This is a genomic window from Chishuiella changwenlii (assembly GCF_900142565.1).
Lineage (GTDB): Bacteria > Bacteroidota > Bacteroidia > Flavobacteriales > Weeksellaceae > Empedobacter > Empedobacter changwenlii.
In genome coordinates, this window is the sequence record NZ_FRBH01000006.1 from 148,017 (window position 1) to 169,083 (window position 21,067).

General features: G+C 29.2%; 16 protein-coding genes and 1 riboswitch. Of the genes, 9 read left to right on the forward strand and 7 right to left on the reverse strand.

What is annotated here, in order from left to right:
- The first annotated feature begins 1 nt into the window (after position 1).
- On the forward strand, positions 2-1,444 hold the full coding sequence (locus BUA86_RS08495) for a TSUP family transporter (protein ID WP_072931722.1): 1,443 nt from the start codon (positions 2-4) through the stop codon (positions 1,442-1,444).
- Positions 1,445-1,617: 173 nt separating this feature from the next.
- Here BUA86_RS08495 and BUA86_RS08500 read toward each other — a convergent pair whose 3' ends face one another.
- On the reverse strand, positions 1,618-3,648 hold the full coding sequence (locus BUA86_RS08500) for a M3 family metallopeptidase (RefSeq protein WP_072931724.1): 2,031 nt from the start codon (positions 3,646-3,648) through the stop codon (positions 1,618-1,620).
- A 204-nt stretch (positions 3,649-3,852) separates the two neighbouring features.
- Here BUA86_RS08500 and BUA86_RS08505 point away from each other — a divergent pair, with 204 nt between their 5' ends.
- The 3 genes from BUA86_RS08505 to BUA86_RS08515 all read left to right on the forward strand — a co-directional run bounded on the left by BUA86_RS08505 (position 3,853) and on the right by BUA86_RS08515 (position 6,946).
- Complete coding sequence (locus tag BUA86_RS08505) at positions 3,853-4,779, forward strand: 2-hydroxyacid dehydrogenase (protein WP_072931726.1); 927 nt, start codon at positions 3,853-3,855, stop codon at positions 4,777-4,779.
- A gap of 100 nt (positions 4,780-4,879) precedes the next feature.
- The gene (locus tag BUA86_RS08510) at positions 4,880-5,773 is read left to right on the forward strand and encodes a helix-turn-helix domain-containing protein (protein WP_072931728.1); all 894 of its coding nucleotides are present in this window, start codon (positions 4,880-4,882) and stop codon (positions 5,771-5,773) included.
- A 174-nt stretch (positions 5,774-5,947) separates the two neighbouring features.
- Positions 5,948-6,946: a beta-ketoacyl-ACP synthase III gene (locus BUA86_RS08515; protein WP_072931730.1), complete on the forward strand. Its 999-nt coding sequence runs from the start codon at positions 5,948-5,950 to the stop codon at positions 6,944-6,946.
- A 175-nt stretch (positions 6,947-7,121) separates the two neighbouring features.
- On the opposite strand, the gene BUA86_RS08520 is transcribed toward BUA86_RS08515, so the two are convergent.
- The gene (locus tag BUA86_RS08520; protein ID WP_072931732.1) at positions 7,122-7,535 is read right to left on the reverse strand and encodes a putative signal transducing protein; all 414 of its coding nucleotides are present in this window, start codon (positions 7,533-7,535) and stop codon (positions 7,122-7,124) included.
- 119 nt (positions 7,536-7,654) lie between these two features.
- Here BUA86_RS08520 and BUA86_RS08525 point away from each other — a divergent pair, with 119 nt between their 5' ends.
- The gene (locus tag BUA86_RS08525) at positions 7,655-8,401 is read left to right on the forward strand and encodes a dienelactone hydrolase family protein (protein WP_072931734.1); all 747 of its coding nucleotides are present in this window, start codon (positions 7,655-7,657) and stop codon (positions 8,399-8,401) included.
- 353 nt (positions 8,402-8,754) lie between these two features.
- Here the strand turns inward: BUA86_RS08525 and BUA86_RS08530 are convergent, their stop codons facing one another.
- The 3 genes from BUA86_RS08530 to BUA86_RS08540 all read right to left on the reverse strand — a co-directional run bounded on the left by BUA86_RS08530 (position 8,755) and on the right by BUA86_RS08540 (position 10,822).
- The gene (locus BUA86_RS08530) at positions 8,755-9,669 is read right to left on the reverse strand and encodes an AEC family transporter (RefSeq protein ID WP_072931736.1); all 915 of its coding nucleotides are present in this window, start codon (positions 9,667-9,669) and stop codon (positions 8,755-8,757) included.
- Positions 9,670-9,745: 76 nt separating this feature from the next.
- On the reverse strand, positions 9,746-10,168 hold the full coding sequence (locus tag BUA86_RS08535) for a PaaI family thioesterase (protein ID WP_072931737.1): 423 nt from the start codon (positions 10,166-10,168) through the stop codon (positions 9,746-9,748).
- Positions 10,169-10,228: 60 nt separating this feature from the next.
- The gene (locus BUA86_RS08540; RefSeq protein ID WP_072931738.1) at positions 10,229-10,822 is read right to left on the reverse strand and encodes a hypothetical protein; all 594 of its coding nucleotides are present in this window, start codon (positions 10,820-10,822) and stop codon (positions 10,229-10,231) included.
- A 52-nt stretch (positions 10,823-10,874) separates the two neighbouring features.
- Positions 10,875-10,968, reverse strand: a riboswitch (SAM-I-IV-variant riboswitch).
- Between the two features lie 277 nt (positions 10,969-11,245).
- On the opposite strand from BUA86_RS08540, the gene BUA86_RS08545 reads away from it, so the two are divergent.
- The 4 genes from BUA86_RS08545 to BUA86_RS08560 all read left to right on the forward strand — a co-directional run bounded on the left by BUA86_RS08545 (position 11,246) and on the right by BUA86_RS08560 (position 15,561).
- A complete protein-coding gene (locus tag BUA86_RS08545) occupies positions 11,246-12,040 on the forward strand; it encodes an alpha/beta fold hydrolase (protein ID WP_072931739.1) in 795 nt (264 codons plus the stop codon).
- Positions 12,041-12,162: 122 nt separating this feature from the next.
- A complete protein-coding gene (locus tag BUA86_RS08550) occupies positions 12,163-13,293 on the forward strand; it encodes an MFS transporter (RefSeq protein ID WP_072931740.1) in 1,131 nt (376 codons plus the stop codon).
- A gap of 4 nt (positions 13,294-13,297) precedes the next feature.
- Positions 13,298-13,735 carry a hypothetical protein gene (locus tag BUA86_RS08555; RefSeq protein WP_072931741.1) on the forward strand — a complete coding sequence of 146 codons (438 nt, stop codon included), beginning with the start codon at positions 13,298-13,300 and terminating at the stop codon, positions 13,733-13,735.
- 323 nt (positions 13,736-14,058) lie between these two features.
- Positions 14,059-15,561: a helix-turn-helix domain-containing protein gene (locus BUA86_RS08560; protein ID WP_072931742.1), complete on the forward strand. Its 1,503-nt coding sequence runs from the start codon at positions 14,059-14,061 to the stop codon at positions 15,559-15,561.
- A 117-nt stretch (positions 15,562-15,678) separates the two neighbouring features.
- Here the strand turns inward: BUA86_RS08560 and BUA86_RS08565 are convergent, their stop codons facing one another.
- Positions 15,679-19,137, reverse strand: coding sequence for a methylmalonyl-CoA mutase family protein (locus BUA86_RS08565; protein ID WP_072931743.1), 3,459 nt, complete (start codon positions 19,135-19,137; stop codon positions 15,679-15,681).
- Between the two features lie 201 nt (positions 19,138-19,338).
- Entirely contained in the window at positions 19,339-21,066 is a 1,728-nt protein-coding gene (locus BUA86_RS08570; RefSeq protein ID WP_072931744.1) for an ATP-binding protein, read from the reverse strand.
- Position 21,067 lies beyond the last annotated feature (1 nt).

A 21,067-nucleotide genomic window follows, 5' to 3' on the forward strand; every position in this document is an offset into this window, starting at 1 on the left:
TATGAAGAACAATTTGTTCCCAATATTTCTGAAAACTGAACATTTACGTTTTCTAGTAGTTGGAGGAGGAAATGTGGGATTAGAAAAGGTGACAACTTTAATTAATCAAAACCCAAAAACTCATCTTAAAATAGTTGCAAAAGATATTAAACCAGAGTTACAAGAGGTGTTAGAAAAATATCCTCATATCAATGTTCAACAAAAATCTTTTGAAAAACAAGATTTAGAAGATGTCGATTTGGTAATTGTAGCCACAGATAATACTGCAACATCTAAAGAAGTAAAACAAGAAGCAAATGCTAAAAGTATTTTAGTAAATGCTGCTGATCAACCAGATTTATGTGATTTTTATTTAGGTTCTATCGTTAATAAAGGACATTTAAAGATTGCGATTTCAACAAATGGAAAATCTCCTATAATTGCAAAAAGATTAAGAGAATATTTTGTAGATGTAATACCAGATGAGATAGACAATAATATAGAAGAGCTAAATAAAATACGAAACAATCATAAAGGAGATTTTTCTCAGAAATTAGCGCATTTAAATAGTTTAACTTCTGTTTTTGATAAAAAGAAATCAACTAAAAATTACAAGCGATTAGTTTTTGACATTACATTAGTTTTCTTTGCATTATTTATAGGATATGCTTTATCATCGGTACTTAGTTTTTCAGATGCAAAATCATTTGTTTATAATATTCCAACAATTTTTTACATTATGTTGGCTGTTGGATTTTTTGCTCAATTAGTCGATGGCGCAGTAGGATTAGGATATGGAATTACATGTTCCACAAGTATGATGCTGTTTGGTGTCAATTTACCATCTATTAGTGGAAGTATTCATACAGCCGAAATGTTTTCGAGTGGGATAAGTGGTTTTTCACATTATCGATTTGGGAATGTAAATAAAAAATTACTTTTAGCCTTAGCTATTCCTGGTGTTATTGGAGCTGTTTCAGGTTCTTTATTATTGGTTTATTTAGGGAATGAATACGAGACAATAACGTATGGTATTTTAGCGAGTTATACTTTAATAATTGGAATTCGATTAATCATTTTAGCTTTCCAAAAAAAGATTGAGAGAAAGAAATTAAAAGGAGTAGGTTTACTAGGTTTTTCGGGTGGATTTTTAGACGCTTTTGGTGGTGGTGGCTGGGGACCAGTTGTTACATCAACTTTGTTATCTAAAGGAAAAAAATCTAGTTTAGTTGTTGGAACAGTAAGTTTAGCAGAGTTTTTTGTGACGTTAGCTGCTTCTTTAACATTTTTCGCAGCATTAGGTGTTAGTCATGGTTTTATAATTGCAGGATTAATTATTGGAGGAGGAATTGCCGCTCCTTTTGCTGCGAAACTGGCAGGTAAAATTCCTCAAAAAGTAGCAATTTTAGCTGTTGCATTCTTGGTTATACTTTTTAGTGTTAGAATACTGGTTAAGCTTTTTTAATTAAGTATTAAGTATTAAGTATTAAGTATTAAGTATTAAGTATTAAGTATTAAGTATTAAGTATTAAGTATTAAGTATTAAGTATTAAGTATTAAGTTGTGCTTTAAAGACCTATAACTCAAAACTCAATACTTAAAAACGCCAAAGCTATAAAGCTTTGGCGTTTTTATATTTTAATTTGCTAATCCTGCACGTTTCAGAAGAGCATCGGGAGTTGGTTTATTTCCTCTAAACTCTTCATATAATTTCATTGGTTCTATTGTTCCACCAGATGAAAGTAATTTATAGAATTTCTGAGCAGTTTCTGGATTAAAAATTCCAGTTTCTTGAAAGAAAGCAAATGCATCAGCATCTAATACTTCAGCCCATTTGTAAGAATAATATCCTGACGAATATCCACCTTGAAAGATATGTGAAAACGAAGTACTCATCATACTATTCTCAACTTCAGGATATAAATCCGTCTGTTTAAAAATATCTTTTTCAAATACTTGTAAGTTATCTAAGTTATTGTCGTTATTTCCATGATATGACATATCCAATAATCCAAAACTTAATTGACGAAGTGTTTGGAAACCTTCCATAAAACTTGCAGAAGCTTTCACTTTTTCAATTAATTCTTGCGGAATGATTTCTCCTGTTTTATAATGTTTTGCAAAAAGCTTTAAAGCTTCTGGCTCGTAACAATAGTTTTCAAAAAATTGAGATGGTAATTCAACAAAATCCCAATAAACATTTGTTCCTGCTAAACTTTCGTAAACTGTATTCGGTAACATTCCGTGTAATGCATGTCCAAATTCATGAAATAATGTTGTTACTTCCTGAAAAGTTAGTAATGAAGGTGTATCTTTTGTAGGCTTTGTAAAATTACATACAATAGAAATATGTGGTCGTTTACTGTTTCCATTTATATTAGATGCTTCACGAAAACTTGTCATCCAAGCACCAGGTCGTTTTCCTGATCTAGGAAAGAAATCTGCATATAATAAACTTAAGAAATTACCATGTTTATCTAAAACCTCATAAGTTGTTACTTCATCGTTGTACTTATCAATCGTATTAATTTCTTTAAAAGTAATTCCAAATAATTTTGTTGCGACATCAAATGCACCTTGTGTAACATTTTCTAATTGGAAATATGGTTTTAATTCTTCTTCAGAAAGACTAAATTTTTTCTGTTTTAGTTTTTCAGCATAATAAGCATGATCCCAACGTTGTAAAACATCGATATGATCTATTTCTTTTGCGAATTTAGATAATTCTTCAATTTCTTTTTCAGCAAAAGGTTTTGCTTTCGCTAATAAATCATTTAAAAAATCAAGAACAGTTTTTGGTGTTTTAGCCATTCGTTCTTCTAAAATATAATCTGCATGTGTAAAATAACCTAATATTTGAGCACGTTGATGACGAAGTGCTACAATTTTTTTTACATTTTCCTCATTGTTATATTCATTATCTTGATAAGCTTTTAAACCATTAGCTTTAAATAGTTTTTCTCTCAATTCTCTATTTTCAGCATATTGCATAAACGGAATAAAGCTTGGCGCTTGTAAAGTAATTACCCAACCCGTTATATTTTTTTCTTCTGCATCTGCTTTTGCTTGTTCTATAGCATAATCTGGTAAACCTTTTAAATCTTTTTCATCTGTAATAACTAATTGAAAATTATTTGTTTCGGCTAATACATTTTGTCCAAATTGTAAAGAAAGCATAGAGAGTTGTTTATCAATATCTCTTAATTTTTCTTTGTCTTCATTATTTAAATTAGCTCCATTTCTAGAAAAACCTTTGTATTTTTTTTCTAATAAATAAGCTTGTTCATCAGTAAGATTAAAAGAATCTTTTTGCTCATAAACAGCTTTTACACGTTCAAATAATTTTTCATTTAATCGTACATCATTTCCAAATTCAGATAATGAAGGAGAAACTTCTTGTGCAATTTTCTGCATTTCGTCGTTTGTCTCTGCTGAATTCAAATTGAAGAAAATAGAAGAAATTTGTCCTAATTTTTCTCCAGAAAGTTCCATCGCCTCAATTGTATTTTCAAAAGTTGGATTTTCAGGATTATTTGTTATTTCATCAATTTCTTTTTTTGCTAATTCAATTGCTTCTTCAAAAGCAGGTTTATAATGTTCATTCTTTATTTTAGTAAATGGAGCACTTTCAAAAGGAGTGTCAAATTTTTCTAATAATGGATTGTTCATTTATGTTGTATTTTTTAATTAAAAATTTTATATCCTATTTTGCTTTTATTACTCTCGAAAATAATCTTAATTCAGTAATAATTTTAATTTAAAAGCACAAATAGACTTTTATATTATAGTCAAAAGTTAATCCAAACGTAAGAAATATGACAAATCGTCTATTTTGAATTGAAGTTTATTAAATTTGTTATAAATGTAGGTTTTATGAGTATAGCAATTATTTTTAATAATAGAAAAATAGAAGACTGGCAAGAGAAATTATCTGCTCAGTTAACAAATACAAAAGTTGAGGTTTATCCAGAAATTTCTAATCCAGAAGATGTTGAGTTTATTATAGCTTGGAAACCTCACAAGGGATATATTAACGAGTTTCCTAATGCAAAAGTTATTCAGTCTGCTGGCGCAGGAATAGATCATTTATTGCACACAAAATTACCGGAACACGTAAAAGTTACACGAATTGTTGATGAAGAATTAAAACAAGATATGTTTGAACATGTTTTGGCTTGCGTTATGATTTCGATGAAGAATATGTATAAATATTCTAAAAGTCAAGAAAACAAAGAGTGGAAACCTGTTAATTATCAATCAATAAAAGATGTAACCATAACAGTTTTAGGATTAGGTAAAATAGGACAATTTGTTGCTGAAAAATTTGTTAATCTTGGATTTAAAGTAAAAGGATGGTCTAATTCTGAGAAACAAATAGAAGGAGTAAAATCTTTTTCTGGAGAATTAGAATTAGCTGAAGCTGTAAACGGTACAGATTTTATTGTGAATATTCTACCATTAACAAATGAAACGAAAGGTATTTTAAATAAAAACTTGTTTGATGAATTTTCAGCAAATACTGTTTTAATTAATGTTGGTAGAGGTGCGCACTTAGTTGACGAAGATTTAATTGATGCTTTACAATCTAATCAAATAAAAGAAGCTTATCTAGATGTGTTTAATGAAGAGCCGTTACCAGTCGATCATCCTTTTTGGGAAAATGATAAGGTGTTTATGACGCCTCATGTAGCAAGTATAACCAATACTTCTTCTGTGTTGTTACAGATTGAAGATAACTACTACAAAATGAAACAAAAAGCCGGTTTAACGAATGAGGTTTCTTTAGAAAAAGGGTATTAATAATCATATAAAAGGCGTTTATTTTTGTAAAAAAGACGTATTTTAAATTTTTATTGTTAACAAAATATTATATTATTGTAATTGTAAAAAAGACATAAAAATGGCAGACTATATTCAACTATATTCTATCGATAATATATTAAGAACATACAGAGAGGAGGTGACAGATAGAAGGTTAGCCATTTTTGATGTAGGCCCAGAAAATAGTTATTATTTTGTAAAGCGAAAACCTTACAAGTTTACATCTTTGGGCTTAATTTTAATTACAGCTGGAACTTGTGAAATTACAGTTAATTTAGAACTCACTTTAGTAAAACGAGATGATATAATTGTTGTATTGCCAGGTCAATTATTTGAAATAATAAAACATTCGGATGATTTCTCTGTAAAAGCTATTTTTATTGATTCTGAGTTGATTATAGAAGCTGGTTTTCATGTTAAGTCGAATACTCTTGTAGAATTCTTGTCTTCTAAATATCCTAAAATCATTTCATTAGATAAAAAAATTGTACGCGATTTACGTTATAATCTTACAAAGATTAGTAAGTATCTTGTAAAGAATGATAATATCTTTTCTAAAGATTTAGTTTTACATCATTTCTCCGTTTTGATGTATGAAATGGGAGATTTTTACAATAGAGTAGTAAAAGCTAAAAGCACTAAAAAAGAGGTAAGGAAAGAAGAATTAGCCAAGAAATTTTTATATTTAGTCTCTACACATTTTAAGCGAGAACGCAATGTACAGTTCTATGCAGATGAAATGTTTATTAGTAGAAAACATTTAACGAAAATAATAGTTGAAGTCTTTAATAAATCTCCTAAGCAAATTATTTCTGAAACGATAGTTTTAGAAGCTAAGGTATTACTTAAAAACCCTAATTATAGTGTATCTGATGTTGTAACAGATTTAAACTTTGTTGATTCTTCTGTTTTTAGTAAATTTTTTAAGAATTACGCTGGTATTTCTCCAACCAATTTTATTACTGGTAATTAGAATTAATACAAATAAGCGATTTTTATTTATTTATAATTTATAAGTCTTTTTGACAAGTTATTACGTTATTTTACCTAACGTATTTATAAAAAATGAACAGATATTTGTGCTTCAAATTAAATAGGATGCGTCTTTTTTGTAAGATGCTGTGTTTTAGTTTGATTATCAAGTGTTATGGGAAATAATTTTGCAAAGAGAATATACGCACAAATTTCTGCTATTGGAGGATATGTGCCAGAAAATAAACGAACAAACCAAGATTTAGAAAAGATTACTGATACTTCTGATGAATGGATTGTAAAAAGAACTGGAATTAAAGAACGTCGTATTTTAGAAGATGGTTTAGCTACTTCTGATATGGCAGTTCGAGCAATTCAAAATTTGGTAGATACTTATCAAAAAAAATTAAGTGATATTGATGCTTTAATAGTTGCTACATCAACACCAGATATGTTAATGCCAGCAACAGCTAATATTATTTGCGAAAAATTAGGAATAGATAATGTATGGGCATTTGATATGAATGCTGCTTGTTCTGGATTTTTATATGCATTAGATATGGGAGCTTCTTTAGTTGAGAGTAACCGTTATAAAAATGTATTGGTTATTGGAGCTGATAAAATAAGTGCTTATGTTGATATAAATGATCGTTCTACGAATATTTTATTTGGAGATGGAGCAGGAGTTGTTTGGTTAGAACCAACAAAAGAAGAAGGTATTTTAGATGCTTTATTACAAAGCAATGGTTCTGGAAAAGACTTTTTAAATATAGAAGCAGGAGGTTCTTTATATCCAGCAAGTGCTGATTTACCAATTGATGAAAAACATTACATTAAACAAGACGGAAGAATTGTATTTAAAAATGCTATTCAAGCTATGAGCGAAACTTGTTTAAATGTTTTAAAACAAAATGATTTTTCTATTGAACAAGTAGATTGGTTAATTCCACATCAAGCAAATAAGCGAATTATAGATGCTGTTGGTAATGAAATAGGAATTGAAGAAGGTAAAACTTTGGTAAATATCGAACATTACGGAAACACAATTGCTGCTACAATTCCATTATGTATGTGGGAAAATGTTTCAAAATTTAAAAAAGGAGACTTATTAATGTTAACAGCGTTTGGAGCTGGTTTCTCTTGGGGAGCAAGTTTATTACGTTGGTCAATTTAGTAGTAGAAAATATATATATTATAAAAAAGAGTAACAGTTAACTGTTACTCTTTTTTATTTTGTATTCAACGATGAATTCGAAATTGGTTATTCGTAGTTAGAAATTGGTTATTCGAGATTCGTAGTTTTACCTCTAACCTCTAACCTCTAACCTCTAACCTCTAACTCAAAACCGTTATTCTGCCGTAAACTCTTCGTTACATTTTTTACATTTATAAACTGTTTTATAATAAATAGGATAAACCCAAAAGATAAAAGCAGATAAAATAGATAATAATCCTTTTCCACCTTTCATAGATTTAAAATTGCTGTAATATTCATTACTTCCACATTTAGGGCAAACTATCACCTCGTTTAAATCATTGGTATAATTTGTTTCATCAATCTCTTTTAAAATAGATAAAGCTTTTTCATGATCTTCTTTTCTAATTTTTAATCTAATACCTCCTAGTGCTTGTGTAAAAAGAGGATTCATTGAAATAGAATGTTCATCAAAAACAAAAGCATCTATATCTTCACTCTCTAATTTAGATCGCAGAATATGAGCCTCTACAGAAGAGTCGAAAACTTTTAATGTAATTAATTCCATGTTTTTGATATTAAAAAATGTTAAACTTTATAAGCGTAATGTGTGTATAAAATTACTTATTTTTAAATTAGAGTCTGTTTAAAAATAAATAAATTAATTAACACTAAAACATACACATGATGAAAAATATTGTAAAAAGTTTAATTCTAATTTTATTACTTATGACGAATTTAAATGCTCAAAATTTAAAACAAGTTGTATATCAAGATGGTTCTCAGAAATTGAATGGACTAATTACAGAAAATGCAAAGAAGAATCAGCCAGCTGTATTAATTCTACCAGCTTGGAAAGGAATTGATAATGAGGCAAAACAAGCAGCGCAAGATTTAGCAAAAGAAGGTTACGTTGCATTTATTGCAGATATATATGGAGAAGGAAATATACCTACAGATAATGCTTCAGCAGCAAAAATAGCTGGAAAATATAAGGCAGATTACAAAGCTTACCAACAAAGAATTAATGCCGCTTTAAAAGAATTAATAAAGTCTGGTGTAGATCCAAATAAAATTGTTGTTATTGGATATTGCTTTGGAGGAACTGGAGCATTAGAAACAGCCCGAGCTCAATTTCCAGTTAAAGGAGTTATTTCTATTCATGGAGGTTTAGCGAAAGATAAAAGTAGAGAGAATATTCCTTTAAAAACAAAGGTTTTAGTTGAGCATCCAGCAAAAGATGAATCTGTAAAACCAGAAGATATTACAAACTTAATTACAGAAATGGATAATGGAAATACAGATTGGCAAATAATTACGTATGCGAATTCTAAACATACTTTTACAAATCCAGAATCACCAGATTATAATAAAATTATGGCAGATAGAGCTTGGAATCATACCTTATTATTTATAAATGAATTATTAAAATAGTTGTTAGATTTTAAGAGTTTGTATGTTTTAAAGTGATTATGTTTTGTAATTCAGAGTGTCATTTTGAACTTGTTGAAAATAATTCAGTTTCTCAATGATTTATAGCGAAATGAGATCCTGAAACGAGTTCAGGATGACATACTTGACTTAAACTAAATTTATCATTACATAATATATAGTTTTGTCATATAAATTAACATGACATGTTGAAGTAAAAACAAGATTATAATTGAAAATTTTAGAGGAGAATAATTAGTTTAAACAACTTCATAATCCTAAAACGAGTTAATTAAAATAACTTAAAAACATCAACACATTAACACATCAACACATTTTAACATAACCACTAAAAATTATTCAATAAAAATTTTAATCATTTGGTACCAAAAAGCTGTGGTAAAAAATCCAATGATAATGCTAATTCCAATAATTAAATTAGTAAGCTTAGTATTTAGTTTAAATTGTTCAGCTATAATACTAGATGTAACTAATGTTGGCATTGCAGCTTCTATTACTGATATTTTTGCCACATCACCTTTTATTCCTAAAATTAAAGCCAATACAATTACAACTGTAGGAGCTATCATCAATTTATACACCATCGACATAGAAATTTGAGACCATAATTTTCTCCAACCATTAAATTTTAATTGTAATCCAACAGAAAATAAAGCTAATGGACCTACTGTAGCGGCTAACTTATCAAAGAATGGTTCAGCAAAATCTAAATTAATAAATTGAGAAAGGATTAATGCACTAATACATCCTAAAAAAGGAGGGAAGGTAAATAGTCGTTTTAAAATAAATTTTGAACTAATGCCACCAGAATTATTTCCTCCACCTTTTAATGCAGCAATTATTCCTAAAGTAGACAAACATAAAAACATGGTTTGATCGCAAATAATTGCAATACTTAAATACTTTTCTCCATAAAAGGCAGTAATTAAAGGAAAGCCAATAAAGGACGTATTGCTGTAGCCACTTGCTAACTCTAAAGTACGACGAGAACGTTCCGAATAATTTTTTGCTTTACTATAGAATTTCATAAAGAAAAAACTACCAATGGCAATAATTAAGGTAGAAAAAATAGGAAAAAGCATTTCCGTTGACCATTCAACTTTTGGTAAATATTTAAACGAGACAGCAGGTAAAGCTAGATACAATATCCATGTATTAATTCCTTTATGTGCATCTGGATGAATAGATTTTGTAGATTTAAAAATCATTCCTGCAATTACACAAACTGCAATTAGAATAAAATTTACCATTATTTATTTTTTTAGCAAATTTCTAGCACAATAAACTTAAATGCAAGAAATTTCTTAAATATTATTGATGCTCAAGTTATTTAATTCTCATCATGGTAACAAGAGATGTTGCCGCATGTGTCTCTTTTTTTGATTCTTCATTTACAGCAAAAATTTCAGTTCTTATTGTACTGATCTTTTTTCCACCTTTTATAACATAAGATTTAGATAAAAGATAATCGCCAATTGCTGGTCTTAAATAGTTTACTTTTAATTCTACCGTTACCACATAACAATCGTCTTCGTAATGAGAGACTGCCGAATAACCAGAAGAAACATCAACTAAAGAAGCTATCATAGCACCATTAAACATACCATGTTTTCTTGTTATTAATTGTTGTTTTGGTATTTTAATCGATACAAAATCTGTTTCGCATTCAATTAAAGTTGCATTATAAAATTTTAATGTTTCGGAACGATTAAAACTCGCTTCAATTAATTGTCTTTTGTCATCAGTCATTTTATAAAAGTAAAAAAAAATAGCATTAATCTTAAAACATTAATGCTATTTCTAAAGTCTTTATTCTAAACTTAATTTTTTAATTATTGCTTCATTTTCTAATATTGAAACATTTTTTAAACCACGGTAGCGGCTTCCTTTATCCACTAAAATGATTTTACTTTTTAATGCAATCTTATTTAAAAGGTTTTGATTAGGAAATTGTTGAACAGTATTTTTAAAGATAATAAAAACATCGTCTTTGGATAATTTATTTATATCCTCTTCTGTAACAACTTCAATAATATTACTAGGTAAGTATAGTTGATCAAAAATATAATCAAAGGTTTTAAAAGTTTTCCCTTTTAATTCTTCTGTATTGACTAAGAAATTTTTTAATCGATTAACTGTAGAATAAAAACTTCCAACCAAAGGAGGTTTAGGAATGTTACGCTCAAATAAACAACCATCAATTAATGAAAGAGGCAATTTTATCTCTAACTCATTAACATCAGAATTATATAAATGGCGGTAATCTAGATTTCTATTATCAAACTCGCGGATAATATGTTCTTTTAAATCCTTATTCGTAATAGGAAGTTGGTAATTAATAAAATGCACCAATTTTTCATTTGTAATTGGAGATAAATTTAATTCTGAAATGTTTTGTGACATACAATAAATATTTAATGATTAAACAAATATTGTATTTCGATAAATAAAAGGGAGTGTACGTTATTTTTGGATCAATTCCCGTATCATTTTCACCACCGTGGAGACTACTCTCGGTTGGTACCGTTATTCGGTTCGAAATACTTAGCAAATATATAAAAAATATTTATTTAGAAAAATTTACGAAAAATTATGATTTTTTTAAGTGTTTGTAGAAAAATATTTTGTAATTTTGAGTAATAGATAAATAAAAAATGAATTCAAATTTTTCATATATGGTATCATTTAAGAAACAGATTTGCAACGGCAGATACGGGGATACTATATATTTATAAGAAATTATTTTTTATTTTATTTATACTCCCCATTGATTATATCAATGGGGTTTTTTTTTAAGCTGAAAATATTAACCATAATAACTAGGACATGCAAAATTTACAACAATTACAAATTCCGATTTGGCCTCTAGAAGATAACACTATTCTAGAAAAAATTTCGGTGACGTATCAATTATTTGGACTCCCATTGGGGACAGCACCAATTATATTAATTAATCACTCATTAGAAGGAAATTCTGATTGTACATTCCATTGGGATGGAGTAATGGGGAAGAATAAAGCAATCGATTTAAATGAATATACAGTTTTATGTATTGATATTCCAGGTAACGGAATTTCTGATACTATAAAATATACACATATAGACACACAGAAAATTACAGCAAGAGATGTTGCCGTTTTATTTTGGCTAACTCTATTCGAATTAGAAATAGATGAGGTTTTTGCGATTATTGGAGCAGATTTAGGAGGAGGAATTGCATGGGAGATGTCATGTTTATTTCCTAAAAAAGTCTTGAACATTATTCCTATTGCTTCAACACCAAAAACAAGCGAATGGTTGGTTAAAGAACCAACAGCTAAGTCGAATTATTTAAAATCTATTTTTCACACAATAGATATATCTAGACATAGAAGAGATATTTTAGAAGTTGCACAACATATAAAATCTAAAATACATGTTATTTATGTGAAAGATAATGAGTTATTTAATCAATCAAAATTGAGAAAGTTCTATACAAAATTGAACAATATCCACAAGTTGGTTAAATTTTACGAAATAGAACAAATAAAAGATAATGAACTTGTTAAGGAAAAGATTGAACAAATAGAAAAAATTGTCGATCAAATTCTCGAAAAAGAATACATTAATAATGTAGCATAATAAAAAAGCTTCCTAAGTTGGAAGCTTTTTTTTATTCCGTTAAATTTGCAAAAAAAATTGTGCCAATAAGAAACAAGATATTACCTAAAACAAAATCAATTTACAGTACTCAGTTTGTTTTAATGTGTTTAAGTTCGCTGTTATTTTCTGCGAGTTTTAATATGATGATTCCAGAATTACCAGCTTATTTAAGCAGTCTTGGTGGTGCTGAATACAAAGGGTTTATTATTGCATTGTTTACTTTAACAGCAGGTATATCTCGACCATTTAGTGGAAAATTAACCGATAAAGTTGGTCGAGTTCCAATAATGGCAGTTGGTTCTATTGTATGTTTTGTTTGTGGAATTTTATATCCGGTTTTAACTACTGTTTCAGGATTTCTTTTTTTACGTTTAATTCATGGTTTCTCTACTGGGTTTAAACCTACCGCTACAGCTGCATATATTGCAGATATTATTCCTAGAGAGCGTTGGGGAGAAGCATTAGGTTTACATGGAATATGTTTTAGTATTGGGATGGCTATTGGACCAGCCATAGGAAGTACTTTAACTTTATATACCTCAATTAATGTTATGTTTTTTACCTCTTCTTTTCTTTCATTAATGTCAATTTTGATATTGTTTAATATGAAAGAAACTTTAAAAGAGAAACATAAGTTTTCGTTTAAATTACTCAAGATTTCTAAGCAAGATATTTTTGCAAAAGAAGCGCTCCCAGCGGCTGTTGTCACGTTTTTATCTTATTCTGCATTCGGAGCTATTTTAACGCTTATTCCAGATTGGACAGTACATTTAGGTTTCGAAAATAAAGGAATATTTTTTATCGTTTTCACCTTAGCTTCTATGTTAATTCGCTTTTTTGCAGGTAAAATATCAGACCAAAAAGGTAGAGTTTTAGTTATAAAAATGGGATTAGGTTTATTAGTTTTAGCTTTACTAGTCCTAGCTACTTTAGATTTTAAAACAGGTTTAATAATTGGTGCATTAATGTATGGTTTTTCTACAGGTATTCTTTCTCCAGCGCTTAATGCTTGGACAATAGATTTTAGTCTTCCAAATGGTAGAGGAAAAGCTATTGCAACTATGTACATTGCAATGGAAGCAGGAATTGGTTTAGGAGCTTTACTAACGGGTTGGTATTTCCAAGATTACTTAGAAAGAGTTCCGACAATTATTTATGTTGCAGCTGTAGTTTGTATAGTAGCAACGCTGTACATGTTAAAATTTAAAAATGCACCTAAAGTAATTTCATAATCAAATGAAAGTAGAATTATACCAATTTATTGTTTTACAATTAGAAGAGAAAATTAAGTATTTGCAACATTTAATTGACGATTTGCGCGCATCTAATAATGATACTAAAAGTAGTATGGGCGATAAGTACGAAACGTCAAGAGAGATGATGCAACAAGAAATTTCTAGAATACAAAATCAATTAAATGAAATTCTTATTCAACAAGATATATTCTTAAAAATAAAACCCATCGAAAATGATACCATTGGTTTAGGAAGTTATGTTGAAACTTCTATGGGAAATTTTTGTATTGCGTGCAGTTTTGGAGAAGTGGTTTTTGATAATAAAAAAGTTTTTATTCTTTCTACACAAACACCTTTAGTTAAAGTATTATTGGGAAAAAAAGGAGGAGATACTTTTGAAATGAATCATAAAAGATTCAAAATTAAAATTGTCAATTAAAGTTAGAAATAAGGCTCACTTTGCTCGGGAAGTAACGTGTGTGCATTATGGAAAAAATATAAACCAAAGTCAAATTGTGAGCCTGATATTTCTTACTTGTTGCTTACAACAAAATTTTTTTCAAATTGCAAAAATTTCATTTTTCAGAAATTCTGCTTTATATAATTGATAAACTTTCTATTTTATAAGAGAGGAATATCATTTACTATTTTATCTTTTTATCGTAATTTTGAAATTGTTTTTTAAACGAAATTTCATCCTCAGCGAACGTTCGCTAAATTATAAAATTTCGTTTACATTTACCAAACATTTTTGGAAAAATTATGCAAGAAGAATATATTAAACTAATTTTTGGATTAAAATTAAAACAAATAAGAACCTCTAAGGATTTGTCTTTGTTTAAATTATCTAAGCTGACAGGGCTTTCTAAATCTTATTTAAATGAGATTGAGAAGGGGAAAAAATATCCAAAAACTGATAAAATAGTTGCGCTTGCAGATGCTTTCGAAGTTCCTTATGACGAGTTAGTTTCTCTAAAATTAGATAAAAATCTTGCGCCAGTTGCAGAAATCTTACAATCGAATTTATTACAAGAGATTCCATTGGATATTTTTGGAATTGAGGAAAGAGATTTAATTGAAATTATTTCGAATGCTCCAATGAAGGTTAATGCGTTTATTTCTACATTAATTGAAATTGGGAATAATTATAACTTAACAAAAGAAAGTTTCTTCTTGGCTTCCTTACGTTCTTTTCAGGAAGCGAATGATAATTATTTTCCAGAGATAGAAAAAGCTGCAAAAAACTTTTTACGCGAATATATGGTCGATGCAGACGAATGTGTATCGAACGAATCTATAGAAGAAATTTTAAAAGAAGAATATCATTATACAATTGCTTACAAAGATTTTAATGATTTTGGATTTAAAGATTTAGCAAAACTTCGTTCAATTTTCATCAAAGAGAAAAAACTACTATACATTAATATCACTTCCGACAAAGATCAACAACGTTTTATTTTAGCAAAAGAATTGGGGTATAATTATTTAAATCTAACAGAAAGATTATATACATTTTCTTGGGCAAGTTTTGAAACATTCGATCAGTTATTGAATAATTTTTACGCTTCTTATTTTGCTGGTGCTTTGTTATTGCCAGAAGAAAAATTGTTAGAAGATATGCGTGAATTGTTTAATTTGGAAGAACATGATTTATCTAAATTTCAAGAAATTTTAGGGAAATACACAGAATCGCCAGAAACAATATATCAACGAATGACTAATTTGTTACCAAAACATTTTAATATTCGCGATTTATTCTTCTTACGATTGTCAACCAAAAAAGGATCAAACTCTTTTAAATTAACAAAAGAATTGCATCTTAATCAACAACAATCTCCTCAAGCAAATGAGACAGATGAGCATTATTGTAGACGTTGGGTTTCTTTAAATGTTCTTAAAAAATTAGAAACAGAAGAGGATGGCGTTCACGAAACTTCTGCTCAAATATCGATTTATCCATATAACAATAACCAAAAATACTATGTGATTTCATCTGGAACAAAAGATCCCTTTAATCCAGATTATTTAAGAAGCGTTACAATTGGTGTTTTATATAAATCGGCTCAACGTAAAATAAAGTTCATGAATGATTCTACAATTCCAATTCGTGAAGTTGCTGTAACATGCGAAAACTGTGGAATGAAAGATTGTTCGGAAAGAGCGGCAGAACCATTTCGCTTTGAAAAAGATATACGCAATAAACGTCTAAATGTTATTATAAATGATTTTATAAAAGAACAAAGTAAACTAGAGATTTCAAATTAAGAATTAGAAATTCGAGATTAGAAATTGGTTTTAAGGATTAAGTTATGCCTTAAAAACTTAAAAATATAAAAAACATATAAAAATAGTCGGAAGATATTCTTCCGACTATTTTTTTTCTTACATATTTCGTCTATACTGACCACCAACATTAAATAACGCATCTGTTATTTGACCTAGTGAACAAACTTTTGTGACATCCATTAATGCTTCAAAAATATTTCCATTTTGAATTGCAATTTCTTGAATACGTTCTAATTCTTTCTTTTCAATTTCAGCTTTTACATGGTGTAAATTTTCTTTCGTTTTAATCTGAAATTGTTTTTCTTCTTCAGTTGCACGAATAACTTCTGCTGGTACAACAGTTTTAGAACCAGAAGAACTTAAAAATGTATTAACTCCAATAATAGGAAATTCACCATTATGTTTTAATGTCTCATAATACAAAGACTCTTCTTGTATTTTAGATCGTTGATACATTGTTTCCATTGCACCAAGAACACCTCCACGCTCTGTAATACGATCAAATTCAGATAAAACAGCTTCCTCAACCAAATCAGTTAATTCTTCGATAATAAAAGAACCCTGAATTGGATTTTCGTTTTTAGCTAAACCAAGCTCTTTATTAATAATTAACTGTATTGCCATTGCACGACGTACAGATTCTTCTGTAGGCGTTGTAATAGCTTCGTCATAAGCATTTGTATGCAATGAATTACAGTTGTCGTAAATCGCATATAATGCTTGTAATGTTGTACGAATATCGTTAAAATCAATTTCTTGTGCGTGTAAAGAACGACCAGAAGTCTGAATATGGTATTTTAGCATCTGAGCACGCTCATTTGCACCATATTTATTCTTTAATGCTTTCGCCCAAATTCTTCTTGCCACACGACCAATTACTGAATATTCAGGATCGATTCCGTTCGAGAAGAAGAACGATAAGTTTGGTCCAAATGCATTAATATCCATTCCACGAGATAAATAATATTCTACGTAAGTGAAACCATTTGCCAATGTAAACGCTAATTGCGTTACTGGATTTGCACCTGCTTCCGCAATATGATAACCTGAAATAGAAACAGAATAGAAATTTCGAACATTTTGATTGATAAAATATTCTTGTACATCTCCCATTAATCTCAAAGCAAATTCAGTAGAAAAAATACATGTATTTTGTGCCTGATCTTCTTTTAAAATATCAGCCTGAACAGTTCCACGTACTTGTGCTAATGTATTTTTCTTGATTTCTGCATAAACATCAGCTGGTAAAACTTGATCTCCTGTAACACCTAATAACATTAAGCCAAGACCATCATTTCCTTCTGGTAAATCTCCGTTATATCGTGGTCTTTCTAAACCATTATTTTCATAAATGGCTTTTATTTTTTCCTCAACCTCAGCTTCTAAATCATTCTCTTTAATGTATTTTTCACAATTTTGATCAATTGCAGCATTCATAAAGAAACCTAATAGCATAGGAGCAGGACCATTAATTGTCATGGAAACAGAAGTTGCAGCATGCGATAAATCGAATCCAGAATATAATTTCTTAGCATCATCTAAACAACAAATAGATACACCAGCATTTCCAATTTTTCCATAGATATCTGGTCGATGTCCAGGATCATTTCCATATAATGTTACAGAATCAAATGCTGTAGATAATCGTTTTGCAGGCATTCCTTTTGATACGTAATGAAAACGACGGTTTGTACGTTCTGGACCTCCTTCACCTGCGAACATACGTGTAGGATCTTCTCCTTCACGTTTAAAAGGATATAAACCAGCAGTAAAAGGAAATTCTCCAGGTACATTTTCTTGTAAATTCCAAAGTAAAATATCTCCCCAAGCTTGGTATTTTGGTAATGCAATTTTCGGAATCTCTAAATGTGAAAGGGAAGTAGAGTGTGTTTGTATTTTTATCTCTTTATCACGTACAAAGAAAGAATAAACAGGATTTTTGTATTTGTTTACTTTTTCTTCCCACGTAATAATAATTTCCCAATTATGTGGATCTAAATCACGTTTTAGTTTATCAAACTCAGCTAATAAAACTTTTGTTAACTCTTCGTTTTCATTACCTGTAATATCTATTCCATGTTGTGTTATTATAGGTTGTTTACCCGAAATAGTTTCAATTGTTTTAAAGAAGCCATATAATTTTTGAGCAACTTCTTTTTGCGAAACTACTTTTGTATCGTATGCACGATTGTTTTCTGCAATTTCTGATAAATAACGTGTACGAGAAGGAGGGATAACAAATATCTTCTCGGACATTTCTTTTGTAATATCAAAACTAGAATTTAAATCAGCTCCAGTTCTTTCTACAACTTTTTCTATAATCGATTTATATAATTGATTTGTTCCTGGATCATTAAACTGAGAAGCAATTGTTCCAAAAACAGGCATTTCATCAGGATTAATATCCCATAAATTATGATTACGTTGATATTGTTTTTTAACATCACGTAAGGCATCTAAAGCACCTCGTTTATCGAATTTATTAATGGCAACAATATCAGCAAAATCTAACATGTCGATTTTTTCTAATTGTGTTGCAGCACCAAATTCTGGTGTCATAATGTATAATGAAGCATCAGAGTGATCTAAAATTTCCGTATCAGACTGTCCAATACCAGAAGTTTCTAAAATAATCAAATCAAAATTAGATGCTTTTAAAACTTGCAATGCTTCCTCAACATATTTAGATAAAGCTAAATTAGATTGTCTTGTTGCTAAAGAACGCATATAAACACGAGGATTATTAATAGAGTTCATACGAATACGGTCTCCTAATAAAGCTCCTCCAGTTTTCTTTTTAGATGGATCGACAGAAATTAAAGCAATTGTTTTTTCTGGAAAATCAATTAAAAAACGACGAACTAATTCATCTACCATAGAAGATTTACCAGCTCCACCAGTTCCTGTAATTCCTAAAATTGGTGTTGATTTATTTTCAACTTTATCAAAATCAAAAAGTTTTAAAAAATCATCTTCTCTATTTTCAGCTAAAGAAATTAAACGAGAAATAGTTGTATCATCTTTATCTTGTAAAGATTGATAAACGTCTTTTCCGTTTGGTAATTTTAAATCTGGAGTAGCAAAATCCGCTTTTTCTACCATATCGTTAATCATTCCTTGTAAACCCAATTCGCGACCATCGTCTGGAGAATAAATACGTGTTATTCCATAATCCATTAATTCTTTTATTTCCGAAGGAAGAATAACACCACCGCCACCACCAACAATACGGATATGACCTGCGCCTTTCTCATTCAACAAATCATACATATATTTAAAGTATTCATTGTGTCCTCCTTGGTAAGATGTCATTGCAATCGCATTTGCATCTTCTTGTATTGCAGTATTTACAACATCTTCTACAGATTTATCGTGACCTAAGTGAATAACTTCACAACCAGTTGCCTGAATAATTCTGCGCATAATATTTATTGAAGCATCGTGTCCATCAAATAAAGCTGCGGCAGTAACAATTCTAATTTTATTTTTTGGCTGATAAATTTCTGGAATAGGATGTTTAAAATCTTGTTTTTGATCTTTTATTGATTGTGACATTTTTTTGTGGTTTTTTATTTTGTGACAATAGCTAAATTACAAAGTAAAATGTAAAAAGTACAATATAGTGTGTAAAAAGTATTATGTATAGAGTACAAAGTACAAAGTACAAAGTATAAAGTAAAAAGTAAAAAGTAAAAAGTAAAATGTAAAAAGTAGAGTGTACGAATTTTAACGGTATAATGTTTAACTCACAACTCACTATCTTATGTTCAGCGTAAAATAAAATGTACTTCCTACACCGTACTCACTATCAACCCAAATTTTTCCTCCTTGTGCTTCAATAAACTCTTTGCTTATACTTAGTCCTAAGCCTGTACCTTCTTTTTTTGTTCCAGGAATGCGAAAATATCGTTCAAAAATTTTAGTTAAATATTGAGGTTGTATCCCTTGTCCAGCATCAGAAACAGAAAATAACAATTGATTATTCTCTTTTTTAGCACGAATAAAAATGGTTGAATTTTCGTGAGAATAACGAATAGCATTAGAAATAAGATTATTAATTACCCATGCTGTTTTTTCGCTATCGCTAAATACATTTAGAGAAGTATTTTGTGAATCAACTTCTAAATGAATATTCTTGTTTTCAGCGGCAGATTTATTTGCATTTATAGCATAATTAATCATAGGATTTAATTCAGAAGATGTTAAATTAACTTGTATAGAGCCACTTTCTACTTGTGTCATATTAAGCAATTCTCCAGTTATTTTTAATAATCGATCCGTATCATCTTTTATTCCTTTTGTTAATTCTTTTTGCTCTTCGTTTAATAAACCAATTCTGTCATTTTCTAATAATTGTAAGCCCATTTGAATAGAAGCAATAGGTGTTTTAAATTCATGAGAAACGGTTCCCATAAAATTGGTTTTTGCTAAATCTAATTCTTTAAAAGGTGTAATATTTCTGAGAAGAATTACCTGCCCAATAAATTGACTTTTTTCTTCGCCAGTTGGTACAATATTAATGTTGATAATCTCTTTCTCAAAATAACTCTCTTTTCCATCAGCATAAATTTTTAATTGTTCTGATGGGAGATTTTCATTAGGCTTTTTAAAAATGTTTTTAATTATATCTCGAATTAAATCATTGTTTACTGCAACATCTTGAATTTTCTTTCCAATAAAATTTTCCTTTTTTAATCCAGATATTGTTAATGCTTCTTCATTTGCAAATAACACTTTTTTATTTTCATCTATTCCAATAACTGGATCGTGTAAATTATCAATAAGCGTTTCTATTCTTTTCTTTCCTTTGATAATTTTATCTAATTTACTTTCAGAATATTCTTCAATCTTTTCTGCCATAGTATTAAAAGATTTTGCGAGCTCTCCAAATTCATTATGACTTGTAAAATGAACACGTTTTTTATAATTCTGACTTGCAATTTCTTTAATACTCTCTGTTAATTCCTTTATTGGATTTGCAATGTTTGAAGGTAAATTGACTAATAAAATAAAAGCGATATAAAAACATAAAGTTCCTGTTACAGAAATCATTAAAATTGCTTTTTGTGCAGTTTCATCGGCAATCATACTTTTCTGATTAATGGCTTCCATGTTTAGCCGCATAATCTCTGTAATATCTTTTCTTATAGAGGAAGTTAATACTGCATTTTTCGGTTCTATTTTTAAGCTATTGAAATGTTTATTAATCTGATTGGTCGCTTCTATTTCTCCGATTTCTGTTACATTTTTTTGTTGTAATTCTAAATTCTTTTGGAAGTCTATAATTGCAGTAGAATCTGTATTCATTTCTTCTATTGCCAATAACATATTTCTTGAGTATTGCAATGTATTGTAATTGGCAACAAGAATATTATTGGTATCTCTTTTTAATTGATGAATATACCAACCACTTATTGCAGCTAAGGCGAAAATGAGAATAAATAATAATCCCACACCAAAGGTTAATTTTGCTTTTATTTTCATG